Origin of the sequence: Solidesulfovibrio sp. DCME, from assembly GCF_049995385.1 — a bacterium.
GTDB lineage: Bacteria > Desulfobacterota > Desulfovibrionia > Desulfovibrionales > Desulfovibrionaceae > Solidesulfovibrio.
Genome location: NZ_CP188261.1, coordinates 2,720,748 through 2,733,240, shown reverse-complemented (window position 1 = coordinate 2,733,240; position 12,493 = coordinate 2,720,748). Strand labels below are relative to the sequence as shown.

9 protein-coding genes are annotated in these 12,493 nt (G+C 67.7%); 7 read left to right on the top strand and 2 right to left on the bottom strand.

Annotated features, from left to right (window positions below; all coding sequences use genetic code 11):
* Positions 1 to 112: 112 nt before the first annotated feature.
* A complete protein-coding gene (locus tag ACP59X_RS11875; protein WP_428558482.1) occupies positions 113 to 634 on the bottom strand; it encodes a hypothetical protein in 522 nt (173 codons plus the stop codon).
* A gap of 317 nt (positions 635 to 951) precedes the next feature.
* On the opposite strand from ACP59X_RS11875, the gene ACP59X_RS11870 reads away from it, so the two are divergent.
* Both ACP59X_RS11870 and ACP59X_RS11865 read left to right on the top strand, forming a co-directional pair.
* Positions 952 to 2,787: a methyl-accepting chemotaxis protein gene (locus ACP59X_RS11870; RefSeq protein WP_428558480.1), complete on the top strand. Its 1,836-nt coding sequence runs from the start codon at positions 952 to 954 to the stop codon at positions 2,785 to 2,787.
* Positions 2,788 to 3,032: 245 nt separating this feature from the next.
* On the top strand, positions 3,033 to 3,695 hold the full coding sequence (locus ACP59X_RS11865; RefSeq protein ID WP_428558477.1) for a nitrite/sulfite reductase domain-containing protein: 663 nt from the start codon (positions 3,033 to 3,035) through the stop codon (positions 3,693 to 3,695).
* A 96-nt stretch (positions 3,696 to 3,791) separates the two neighbouring features.
* Here ACP59X_RS11865 and ACP59X_RS11860 read toward each other — a convergent pair whose 3' ends face one another.
* A complete protein-coding gene (locus tag ACP59X_RS11860; RefSeq protein WP_428558475.1) occupies positions 3,792 to 5,897 on the bottom strand; it encodes a thioredoxin domain-containing protein in 2,106 nt (701 codons plus the stop codon).
* A gap of 153 nt (positions 5,898 to 6,050) precedes the next feature.
* Here ACP59X_RS11860 and ACP59X_RS11855 point away from each other — a divergent pair, with 153 nt between their 5' ends.
* From ACP59X_RS11855 to hypF, 5 genes are all read left to right on the top strand, one after another.
* Positions 6,051 to 6,428 (top strand): response regulator, encoded by a 378-nt coding sequence (locus ACP59X_RS11855; protein ID WP_428558473.1) that lies wholly within the window; start codon positions 6,051 to 6,053, stop codon positions 6,426 to 6,428.
* Between the two features lie 211 nt (positions 6,429 to 6,639).
* A complete protein-coding gene (locus ACP59X_RS11850; protein WP_428558471.1) occupies positions 6,640 to 8,085 on the top strand; it encodes an LbetaH domain-containing protein in 1,446 nt (481 codons plus the stop codon).
* Positions 8,086 to 8,236: 151 nt separating this feature from the next.
* Positions 8,237 to 8,755, top strand: coding sequence for a type 1 glutamine amidotransferase domain-containing protein (locus ACP59X_RS11845; RefSeq protein ID WP_428558469.1), 519 nt, complete (start codon positions 8,237 to 8,239; stop codon positions 8,753 to 8,755).
* Positions 8,756 to 9,132: 377 nt separating this feature from the next.
* The gene (locus ACP59X_RS11840) at positions 9,133 to 10,062 is read left to right on the top strand and encodes a DUF362 domain-containing protein (RefSeq protein WP_428558467.1); all 930 of its coding nucleotides are present in this window, start codon (positions 9,133 to 9,135) and stop codon (positions 10,060 to 10,062) included.
* Between the two features lie 32 nt (positions 10,063 to 10,094).
* Positions 10,095 to 12,437 (top strand): carbamoyltransferase HypF, encoded by a 2,343-nt coding sequence (hypF, locus tag ACP59X_RS11835; RefSeq protein WP_428558465.1) that lies wholly within the window; start codon positions 10,095 to 10,097, stop codon positions 12,435 to 12,437.
* The last annotated feature ends 56 nt before the right edge of the window (positions 12,438 to 12,493 follow it).

The following is a 12,493-nucleotide window of genomic DNA, read 5'->3' as shown; positions in this document are numbered from 1 at the left end:
GTTCGGCCTCGGCCAAGCCGGCGCGGCGCCGCCTCCCCCGGGCGGCTTCGGTCGCGGGAAGCGGCGCCGGCCCGTGTCGCGGCGACTGTCGGGGCCTTGCGGCGTGCGCGTCCTAGCGGCCCGCCACCTCGCTTTTGGGGCACGAGGCCCGCAGATGGCAGACCGGGCAGCCGCTCACATAGGGTTCGTACGTCATGACGGCGTACTGGACGCTGACGCTGCCGGCGTCGTTCCAGACCAGGCCCAGGTTTTCCAGGCGGCGGCGCAAGTCCCGGTCCGGGGTGGGCAGGGGCGCGCAGGAGCCGGCCTCGATCTCCGGCACGCACTGTCCCGCCGCGCCCATGACCATGGATACGGCCAGGTTGTGCAAGGCGAACCCCTCCGAGGGCGACCGGGCCCAGGCTTCCTCCACCAGGCCCTCGGCCGCCGGCTCCAGGAAAAACAGGACCACGGCCCGCCGGGATCCCGGCGCGGCGAAACGGTAGCCCTTGAGGTGTTCTTTGAACGTATCCCAATGCGCCTGGCACAGGTCGCACTGGGCCTGCTCCACCTTGGCCGCTCCAGAAACCTTCAGGAATAAAAAGAGATCGAACTCCGGATTGGGAGAGAGCCTCTCCACGCGCAGCTTGCCCAAGGACGCCTCCAAAATCGAAATTCGCCCGGGTGTAGCCCAGGGGCCGGCCGATCACAAGCCCGGGGTCTCCCGAATCCGGCGGATAAAGCACGCGCTACCACGTAAATAAGAAGGATCATATTGCCATCACCTCCCGGCTTGGGTAGGATGATTGGTACATGTTGTTCCAGCATGGTCTACTGGCTGCATTCCATGATCCTCGTCGAGGCCGAATATCGTTAGTGTGAAAACTTCAATCCGGTTGCCGTGGGGAAAACAGGCAATCGCAGCGTCAGCCGTCATACGGTCGCTGTATACGGGAATGCCAGGAGCCAGCCATGCGAACACAGATGCGTCTTTCCACAAAACTGATATGTAGTTTTGCAATTCTTATCGCCATCCAGATTGGCGGTAACCTCACGGCCCTGATGCTGATGGGAAGCATCAACGCCAACGTCACGGAGTTGGCCACCAACTGGCTGCCGAGTATCGATGCCGTTGCCGACATTGATCATCAGTTCCAGACGTTGCGGCGGTGGGAGATTCTGCACGTCCTCTCGACGGATGAGAGCGAGATGCGGGGATATGACCAGCGTATCGCCGCGATAAAAGTCGAGTTGAACAAAACCTTCGCCAAATACGAACCGCTCATCTCTTCCGATGAAGAGCGAAGGATATACAAAGCATTTCGTGCAGATGAGGAAAAATACAACGCTATTTCCGTCAAGCTCCTCGAACTGTCGCGGAAAAACGCCACAGCCGAGGCGAAAAAACTGATCGAGGGCGATTCGCGTACCGCGTTCAACAATGCCCTGGATGAACTCAAAAAACTCGTCGAGCTCAACAAAAAAGGCGGCGCGGATTCCGCCGCCGCCGGCCACGCCGACTACCAGCGGGGCCGCCTGATCCTCATAAGCCTGCTGGTTGTCGCCGCCATCATCGGCCTGGCCGTATGCCTTTTTATCCTGCGCGGCGTGTCCAGCCAGCTCGGCGAGGACCCCGGCTACCTGTTCGAGGTGGCCAGCCGCATCGCCGGCGGCGAGATGGACATCCGCTTCCGGGAACACAAGGGCGAGGGCGGCGTGTTCGCCGTGCTCAAGCAGATGGTGGCCAACCTCAAGCAGAAAATCGCCGAGGCGGACGGTAAAACCGCCGAGGCCGCCGCCGAGGCCGCCAAGGCCCGGCAGGCCACCGAAGCCGCCGAAGCCGCCCGGGCCGCCGCCGAAAACGCCAAGACCGAAGGCATGCTCCAGGCCGCCGATCGCCTCTCGTCGGTCGTGCATATCATTTCCTCGGCTTCCGAAGAACTCTCGGCCCAGGTCGAACAGACGAGCCAGGGTGCGGAACAACAATCCGCCCGCCTGGGCGAGACGGCCACGGCCATGGAGGAAATGAACGCCACCGTGCTGGAAGTGGCCCAGAACGCCTCCCAGGCCGCCGATACCGCGGCCAAGGCCCGGGCCAAGGCCGAGGAAGGTTCCGGCGCCGTGGGCAAGGTCGCCAGCTTCATGGAACGCATCAATGAAAACTCCCGCCAATCCCTGGAGGACATGGGCGTGCTGGGCAAGCAGGCCGAAAACATCGGCCAGATATTAAACGTCATTTCCGACATCGCCGACCAGACCAACCTGCTGGCCTTAAACGCCGCCATCGAGGCCGCCCGGGCCGGCGAAGCCGGTCGCGGCTTCGCCGTGGTGGCCGACGAGGTCCGCAAGCTGGCCGAAAAGACCATGACCGCCACCAAGGAAGTCGGCGACGCCATCCGCGGCATCCAGGGCGGCGCCCGCAAGAACTACGACAACGTGGCCCAGGCCGTGACCGCCGTGGGCGAAGCCACGACCCTGGCCACCACGGCCGGCGCCATCCTCCATGAGATCGTCGACCTGGTCGACGCCTCGGCCGACCAGGTCCGTTCCATCGCCACGGCCTCGGAGCAGCAGTCCGCCTCGAGCGAAGAGATCAACCGCTCGGTGGACGAGGTCAACCGCATCGCCTCCGAAACCATGGACGCCTTGCGCCAGTCGGCCCAGGCCGTGTCCGACCTGGCCCAGCAGGCCCAGGAGCTCAATACCATGATCATCGACATGCAGGGCGGCTCCGGCACCGCGGCGGCCCTGCCCGGGAGGAAGGCCGCCGCCCTGGCCGGTGGCAAACGGCCGCGGGCACTCACCTAGGCCTGCGCGGCCTACCTTTGCCGTTCCCGGGCGAACGTCATGGCTGCGGCCGGGCGTTCGCCCGTTTCGTTTTGACGAAAACGTCGTTTCGGGGATGACAACAGCCGGCGACCTGTGTAGACAATGCCGCCATGGCCGCCCGGCACAGCCGCGGCGGCCCTTGCCCCGAGACCGGCCAGCTCTCGCATCATGCGCGGGCCCTCATATTCCCCTCCACACCATCCATCGCACCGCAGGAGAAACCCATGACCACCAAGGACGCCCCCACCGGGGCCATTTTGCAGCGTGACCAGCAGACCTACGCCATCGTGCCCCGCACCCCGGTGGGGCTCATTTCCCCGGAGGTCCTCGAAGCCCTCAATACCGTCGTCAAGAAATACGCCATTCCCATCGTGAAGATCACCTCGGGCCAGCGGTTGGCCCTGGTCGGGGTCAAGGCCGAGGATGTGGACGCCATCTGGAAGGACCTGGGCACGGACGTGGGCCAGGCCCTCGAGCTGTGCGTGCATTTCGTCCAGGCCTGCCCGGGCACGAGCGTGTGCAAGTTCGGCGTCCAGGACTCGCTGGGGCTGGGGCTCGAGATGGAAAAGCTGTTCGTCGGCCGCGACCTGCCGGGCAAGTTCAAGCTGTCGGTGTCGGGCTGCCCGTTTTGCTGCTCCGAGGGCTTTGTCCGCGACCTGGGGGTGCTCGGCAAGAAATCCGGCTGGACGGTCATTTTCGGCGGCCATCCCGGGGCCAAGCCCCGCATCGGCGACGTCGTGGCCGAGGACCTGACCAAGGAGCAGGTCATTGACATGACCGAAAAGCTGCTGGCCTACTACGCCGCCAATGCCAAGAAGCGCGAGCGCGCCGCCCGCTTCGTGGAACGGGTGGGCATCGAAACCATCAAGCAGGCCGTGCTGGGCTAACCCCCGGCAACACCGTCAAAGGCCCCGAACACCGCAGGCGTTCGGGGCCTTTGCTATTGGCGGGATGTCCGCCGTCCGGGCCGGTCCAAGGCGGCCCTATGCGCCGTCGCCCTTCGCCCCCAAAAGCCGCAGCATGGCCGCCGGGTCCGTGGTCGGCGGCTGGCAGGAGCCGGCCCGGCAGACATGGGCCGCCGCCCGGCCCTCCACGGGCAACTGGTAGCGGGTATAGGGCGCGATGGCCGCGATCTCGGGCTCGTCCTCGTCCGGGCGCAGGACCAGGGCCACCTCGGGCAGGTAGCGGTTGCACACGGCCCGGGCCAGGACATGGGTATCGTGGCTGTCCGGGTCGCCGGCGATGGTCACTTCCGCGGCCGGGGTGAGCAGCTGGGACAGGCCGCACAGGAAAAAGGCATGGGCCGAGGGCCGCTCGGCCACCCGGGGGCCGAAGGCCTTGGCCAGCTTGCGGGCCTCCTCCTGGAAGGCCTTGTCGCCGGTGAGCCGAAACAGCGTGGTCAGGACGAAAAAGGCCACACTGTTGCCCGAGGGCACGGCCGCGTCGAAATAGGTTTTCTGGCGCAATAGGAGCTGCTCGCCGTCGTCCGGGGACAGGTAAAAGCCGCCGGCCTCGTCCCCGAAATGGGCGATCATGGCCTTGGCGATGGCCACGGCCCGGCGCAAGTATGCCGGGTCGAACACGGTCTGGTAGAGTTCCACCAGGCCCCAGGCCAGGAAGGCATAGTCGTCCAAAAGCCCCGGCACGGCCGCCTCCTCGCCGCATAAGCGGTGGAGCAGGCGCCCGTCCGGCAGGCCGAGCCTGTCGAGGATCACCGTGGCCGCGGCCATGGCCCGCCTGGCCAGGCCGTCGTCGTTAAAGGCCCGGGCGGCCTTGGCCAGGGCGGCGAGCATCAGGCCGTTGTTGTCGGTGAGCACCTTGTCGTCGCGAAGCGGGCGCGGGCGTTTTTCCCGGGCGGCCAGCAGGGCCAGGCGGCAGGTTTCCAGCCGCGCGGCCAGTGTTTCGGGGGAAAGCCCATGGCGGGCGGCGGTTTCCTCGGCCGGCTCGGCCCAGTAGGGGATATTGGCCCCGGTGGCCACGCCCGTGGCCTCGTCGTGATAGTTGCCCCGCTCCTCGATGCCCCAGGCCTCGATGGCCAGCGCCGCATCCTCGGGCGGCAGGAGCTCGCGGATTTCCGCCGCCGTCCAGACGTAGAACCGGCCTTCCACGCCCTCGCTGTCGGCGTCCTCGGCGCTGTAGAAGGCGCCGTCCGGCCGGGTCAGGTCGCGGCGGACGTATTCCAGCACCTCCAGGACCGTTTGGCGCAGCAAGGGCTCCCCGGTGACCTGCCAGGCCTCCAGCGCGGCCATGGCGCACAGGGCCTGGTCGTAGAGCATCTTTTCGAAATGCGGCACGAACCAGTGGGCGTCGGTGCTGTAGCGGTGGAAGCCGAAGCCGATCTGGTCGAAGATGCCGCCCCGGCGCATGGCGGCCAGGGTCTCGACCACCAGGCGCAGGCAGGCGGCCTCGCCGGTGCGGCGGTATTCCCGCAACAGCAACAGCAGGTTGTGGGGTGAGGGAAACTTGGGCGCCCCGCCGAAACCGCCGTGTTGCGCGTCGAAGATGGCGGCCAGTTCCTGGCGCGCGGCGTCGAGGCTGGCCGCGTCCGGTTCCGGGGAGTCGCCCTTTTCCCGGGCGTTGATCTGTTCCCGCACGGCGGTCAGGATCTGGGCGGCATTGGCCAGGACGGCCTCGCGGTTGGCTTGCCAGGCCATGTGCACGCGCTGGAGCAGTTCGCGCATGCCGGTGCGGCCAAACCCCGATTCCTTGGGGAAATAGGTGCCCGCGAAAAAGGGCTGGCCGTCCGGGGTCAGGATGACGGTCAGGGGCCAGCCGCCCCGGCCGGTGAGCGCCTGGCAGAAGGTCATGTAGAGCGTGTCCAGGTCGGGCCGCTCCTCGCGGTCCACCTTGACCGCCACCACCGTCGCCCGCATCATTGCCGCGATGTCCTCGTCCTCGAAGCTCTCGCGTTCCATCACGTGACACCAATGGCAGGTGGAATAGCCGATGGACAGGAAAATGGGCTTGCCCTCGACCCTGGCCAGGGCGAAGGCTTCCTCGCCCCAGGGATACCAGTCCACGGGATTATGGGCGTGTTGCTGGAGGTAGGGGCTCTTTTCGTTTATCAGGCGGTTGGCTTGGCGCTGCATGGCATCCTCCGTGTCCCTCCTATGTACCAGGGACGCGGTGCTTGGCAACCGTTGCCGCGGACGAGCCTTGTCGGGCCGTGTTTGGGCTTGAAGCTTTTCGTGTTCCGGGCTATGCGGTTGTATTCAAATTGTGAAATCGGGAGCAAGCGAACCATGGCGGGGAAAACGGTGCTTCTGGTCGATGACGAGGCCGGCCTCACGGCGGTTCTGGCCAAGCGCCTGGCCTCCCGGGGCTTGACCGTGAAAACGGCCGCTTCGGGCGAGCAAGGGCTGGCCCTGTTGGGCGAGGACCCGGACATCGCCCTGGTCGTGCTCGACATCAACATGCCGGGGATGGACGGGCTGGAGACGCTTCGCGAGGCCAAGGCCCTGCGCCCGGGGCTCGAAGCGCTCATCCTCACCGGCTACCCTTCGGTCGAGGCCGCCCTGGAAGGCCTGCGCCTGGGGGCCTACGAATTGCTGTCCAAGCCCATCGCCATCGAGGACCTGTACACCCGGGTGACGGAAGCCCTGGCCAAGGCCGCCCACTGACCCGGGACAGGCCGGGCGCCTGGCCTGCCGGCTGTCCGGTCATCGTTGTCCGCTTGCGACTCGAGGACGTCGGCGTGGATGACGGCCACCAGGGACTGCCGGCTGTCCGGTCCTCGTTGTCCGCTTGCGACGCCCCTGCGGCAGGGGCCATACGTAACCCGCGTCGGCCGGCCGGCCCGGCGGACGCGGCCGGCTTCGTGGAGGTTCGGGGATGAGGCAGCTGCAACGCATCCTGGATAACATCATCGCGCGCACCAACATCAACCTGCGGCGCAGCGCCATCGACGTCGGCTCTTACGTCCACGGCGCCGTTCCCCAGGAGAACTACGCCCAGTTCTACGCTTTCTACGGCATCACCACCGAGCATCCGCTGTTTTTCAATTTCCAGTGTTCCTCCCTGGCCGGCTCGTATTTTTTCGGCAAATGCGACGTGCAGCATTCGGTGCTGTATAAATGCGACGTGCGCGGCGACGAACTCAAGTCCGTGACCAGCGGCTTTTCCGTGGACAACGTCTGCCTGTGCCTGCACAGCGACGAGGTCATCCGCATCGTCGACAGCTTCCTGCACAAGGCGCTCATCCACAGCTTCAGCCACGACCCCGAATTCCCCGAGGAGTTCCTCATCAAGAACACCGTGGCCCTGTCCTACGCCAACATCCACGGCGCGCCGGTCATGGGCTCCTTTTTGGGCCCCTTTTGCACCATCGACCTGTGCACCGTGCAAAACAGCTCCATCGGCGCCTACGCCTACGTCCAGGTCTGCGACCTGGCCCCCTCCATCGTCGAGCCCGGCCATATCTGGATCCGCAACAAGGCCGGCGACGAATTCAGCTACAACTACGCTCCCGACGTCCTGGCCAAATACGTGTCCATCGCCCCGGGCGAGCGGGCCAGGGGCGTGTTCATGGACTTCGTCGAGGGCCGCAAGCGCGATTTCGAGCGGGTCTTCGGCTTCCTGTACGCCTCGCGTCCCGAAACCTACGCCCCGGGTTCGTTCGTGTCGCGCTACGCCGTGGTCAAGGGCGAGACGAGCATCGGCGAGAACGTGCTCGTGGCCCAGCGCGCCTACCTGGAAAACGCCCGCCTGGGCAAGGGCGCCAATGCCCAGGAAAACAGCTACGTGGTCGATTCCGTGCTCGAAGGCTACGACGTTACGGCCCACGGCGCCAAGATCATCGGCAGCCACCTCGGCACCAACGTCTTCGTCGGCTTCAACTCGTTTCTGCGCGGCACCCCCGAGGCCCGGCTCACCGTGGGCCAAGGCTCGGTCGTGTTGCCCCACACCATTATCGACCTGGCCGAACCGGTGACCGTGCCGCCCATGCACGTGGTCTGGGGCCACGTCAGCCGCCAGTCCGACCTGGCGACCCAGTCCGTGTCCATCGACGACTTCGCCAAAGTGGACGGCCAGGCCTCCATCGGGGCCATGACCTTCACCGGCAACGGCGAACGTTTCATCCGGGCCTTCCAGAACCGCATCCACCACATCCTCGAAGCCAACGGCGCCTACTACGACGGCGCCCAGAACCATGGCCACGCCCAGAAGACGAAAAACATCACCTACAACCTCATCCAGCCCTACGTCGAAGGCGGCTTCAAGGGCGTCTACCCGAACATGCGCATCTTTCCCCTGTGCGCCGACGACATGTCCATGTAGCAGCACGGCCGCTGCGGCCTCCCGACGCCCCGGCCCCGGCCGGGGCGTTTGCGTTTCCCGGGCCGGCTGTTGCCAAAACGGGGTGCCTGTCGCATATTCTCGGGTATGGGTTTGACATTTCCGTCAAGTCCCAAACCCATGGAGCCCCGTCATGAACGCCAAGAAAGCCCTGATCCTGTCCGCCGACAACTTCGAGGACTCGGAACTGCTCTATCCGCTCTACCGCCTGCGCGAGGCCGGCTTCCAGGTGGACGTGGCCGCGCCCGCGGCCGGCACCATCACCGGCAAGCACGGCTACGCCGTCGAGGCCAACCTGGGACTGGAGGCCGTGGAATCGGCCGGCTCGTGCGGCTACAGCCTGCTGGTGCTTCCCGGCGGCAAGGCCCCGGCCGCCCTGCGGACCCTCCCCAAGGCCATCGACATCGTGGAAGATTTCGCCTCCTCCGGCATCCCCATGGCCGCCATCTGCCACGGGCCGCAGCTTTTGGTCACGGCCCGGCTGTTGCGCGGCCGCCGCGCCACCTGCTACACGACCGTGGCCGACGAACTACGGGAAGCCGGCGCGCTCTACGAGGACGCGGCCGTCGTGGTCGACGGCAACCTGGTCACCTCGCGTATGCCCGGCGACCTGCCGGATTTCATGCGCGAAGTCATGAAGAAGGTGGGGTGAGGAAGAAAAAGGCGAAGATGCCTCCGGCGGCCAGGAGGGGATGATCCCCTCCTGGACCTCCCCGACGGGGCGTGCGGTGGGGAGGTCGGAAGCGTCAGGCCGGTTGGGCGGCGGGGCGTCGGGCCATGTGGAGCCGGAAATGGGCCTGGCGACACTGGCCGCAAAGCCGGCCAGCACGCCAGGCCCATTTCCGGCTCCACGGGCGCCAGCGGCGAAGCGCCGCATTTGAAGAAAAGATTTTTTCGCCCCGAAGGGGCGACGGCCTCGCCGACGGGCAACCGCCCGCCGACCGCTGCCGCACACGCATACCCAACCCCCACCCCATCGAGGGGGGCCGGGTGGCATCATGCCCCCCGGCCGCCGGAGGCATCTTCCCCATGGCACACCCCGTCCACCTGCTACGCCTCACCCGCTACGACGATCCGGCCCTCGACGCCCGCGTGGCCGACTTACTGGGCGCCACCGCCTGTCCCGTGACCCGGGGCGACCGGGTGCTGGTCAAGCCCAACCTGGTCGCGCCGCGCAATACCGCCCTGTCGTGCTCCCATCCGGCCGTGGTGCGGGCGGTGTGCCGGTTCGCCCTGTCGCGGGAGGCACGCGTCACCGTGGCCGATTCCCCGGCCTTCGGCACCGGGCGCATCATGGCTCGCCTGACCGGCCTGACCGCCAGCCTGTCCGACCTGCCCGTGGCCGTGGCCAACCTCGACGAGCCCAAGCCCTTGCGCCTGGCCCATGGCGGAACCATCGGCGTGTCGCGCCTGGCCCTGGAAGCCGATTGCATCCTCAACGTCGCCCGGCTCAAATGCCACGACCAGATGGGCATGACGCTGGCCGTGAAGAATTTCTTCGGCTGTGTCTGCGGCTTTCGCAAATCCCTGGCCCACCAGCGCCTGGGCAAGGACCGGGCGCGTTTTGCCGCCATGATCCTGGACGTGCTGGCCGCCTTGCCGCCCACGACCTCGCTGCTCGACGGCATCGTGGCCATGCACAAGGCCGGGCCGGCCTTCGGCGAGCCGTTCCCCCTGGGCCTTGTCGGCGCGGCGGACAATCCCGTGGCCCTGGATACGGCCATATACACGCTTTTGGGGCTCACGCCCGAAGCGGTCCCGCTGTGGCGGGAATCCGAACGGCTGGGCCTTGGCGGCACGCGGCCCGAGGACATCACCTATCCTCGTGAGCGCCTCGAAGCCTTCGACGCCACCGGGTTCGTCACGCCGCCGCAACTGTCCCCCCTGGCCTTCGAGCCCCGGCGCTTCGTCACGGGCCGGCTCAAAAGCCTCCTGCTGTCGCTGCGCGGCAGCCGTTGACACGCGGCCAAAGCCCTGTACCTTGCTGCCGCATGTCGTCGCAAACCGTGCGTTGCCGCCACATCGTGGGCGGCCAGGTGCAGGGCGTGGGCTTTCGTCCCTTCGTCTTTCGCCTGGCCCGGGAATTGGGGCTTGGCGGGTCGGTCCGCAACACGCCGCAAGGCGTGGTCATCGAGGTGGAGGGGCCGGCCGAGACGGTTGCGGCCTTCGGCAGGCGCCTGCCGGCGCAACTGCCCCCCCTGGCCAGGCTCACCCGCCACGAAACCGAAGCCGTCGCGCCTACCGGCCAGACGGCCTTTCGCATTGAGGAAAGCGCCCCCGGCGCCGGCCACGACGTGCTGGTCAGCCCCGACGTGGCCACCTGCCCGGACTGCCTGGCCGACATGGCCGACCCGGCCAACCGGCGCTACCGCTACCCCTTCACCAATTGCACCAACTGCGGCCCGCGCCACACCATCACCCGGGCCATCCCCTACGACCGGGCCACCACCTCCATGGCCTGTTTTCCGCTGTGCCCGGCCTGCGCCGCCGAATACGCCGACCCGGCCGACAGGCGTTTCCACGCCGAGCCCGTGGCCTGCCCGGCCTGCGGCCCCGGGGTCTGGCTGACCGACGCCGCCGGGGCGCGCCTGGCCGCCGGGGATGCGGCCATCGCCGCCCTGGCCGCCGGCCTGGCGGCGGGGAATATCGCCGCCGTCAAGGGCCTGGGCGGCTTCCACCTGGTGTGCGACGCCACCAACGACGCGGCCGTGACCGCGCTTCGCCGGCGCAAGCACCGCCCGTCCAAGGCCCTGGCCGTGATGGTGGCGGACCTGGCCGCCGCCGAGTCCCTGGCCCGGCTCGACGGGCGCGCCCGGGAGCTCCTTGCCGGGGCCGTGCGCCCCATCGTCCTGGCCCCGGCCCGCGGCGGCAGCGGCCTGTCCCCGGCTGTCGCGCCCGATACCGGCGAAATCGGCGTCATGCTGCCCTACACGCCCCTGCACCACCTGCTGCTGGCCGCCTTTGCCGAAGCCCTCGGCCCGGGCCGGCCGGCCGCCCTGGTCATGACCTCGGGCAATGCCGGCGGCGAACCCATCAGCCTCGGCAACCGCGAAGCCCTGGCGCGCCTTTGCGGCATCGCCGACATCTTTTTGCTCCACGACCGGGACATCCTGATCCGCACCGACGATTCGGTGGTCCGGCCGCTGACGCACCAGGAAGCGCCGGAGGCAGGCGCCATCCCGCCGGCCGTGTTCCTGCGCCGGGCCAGGGGCTATGTGCCCTCGCCGGTATTCCTGCCCGTGTCCGGCCCGCCGGTGCTGGGGCTTGGGCCCATGCTCAAGGCGACCGTCTGCCTGACCAAGGGCGACCAGGCCTTTGTCAGCCAGCATATCGGCGACCTGGAAACACTTGAAACCTTCGGCTTCTATCAGGAGACTATCACGCATATACGCAGCCTGCTGCGGGTGGAGCCGCATGTCTGCGTGGCCGACCTGCATCCGGATTATCCAAGCACGCGCTTCGCCCTGGAGCAGGACACCTGGCCGGTACTGCGCCTGCAGCACCACGTGGCCCATGTGTACGCGGTCCTGGCCGAGCACGGCCTGACCGAACCCGTGCTGGGCCTGGCCCTGGACGGCACGGGCCTTGGCGACGACGGCAGGCTCTGGGGCGGCGAGGGCCTGCTGGTCGATCCCCTGGCCGGGAAATACCAGCGGCTGGGGCATCTTTCGCCCATGCGCCTGCCCGGGGGCGATGCCGCCGTGCGCGAACCCTGGCGCATCGCCCAGGCCTGCCATTTCGCCCTGGGCGTGGCGCCCGCGGCGGACGGCGCCTGGCCGTGGCTGCGGCACGAGGCCGGGGCTTCGGCCCTGGTGGGAAGCATGCTGGAAAAGGCCTTCCACTGCCCGACGACCACGAGTTGCGGCCGGCTGTTCGACGCCGTGGCCGCGGTCCTCGGGTTGTGCCGGCGCATCGAGTACGAGGGCCAGGCGGCCATCTTGCTGGAACAGGCCCAGGACCTGTCGGAGGCCGGCGCCTACGACTGCCCGGTGGACACGGCGGCTTCCCCCATGCGCCTGGACGGCCTGGCCCTGTTCGCCCAGGCGGCGGCGGATGCCAGGCGGGGCCTGCCGGTGGCCAAGGCGGCCAGGCGGTTTCATCTGGGCCTGGTGCGCGGCCTGGTCAGCCTGGCCGGGGCCATGGCCGACCGAACGGGGCTTGCCCGAGTGGCCTTAAGCGGCGGCGTGCTCCAGAACAGGACTCTGGCTACGCTCTTGCCGCGGGCGCTGGGCCAGGCGGGCCTCGCGCCGTTGTGCCACCGTGCCCTGCCGGCCAACGACGGCTGCATCAGCCTCGGCCAGGCCTACTATGGCCTGTGCCTCGGCCAGGCCTGACGCTTGCCTGATGACACACTTAGGATAGGCAGCAATTATATATCCAATTGGTATGA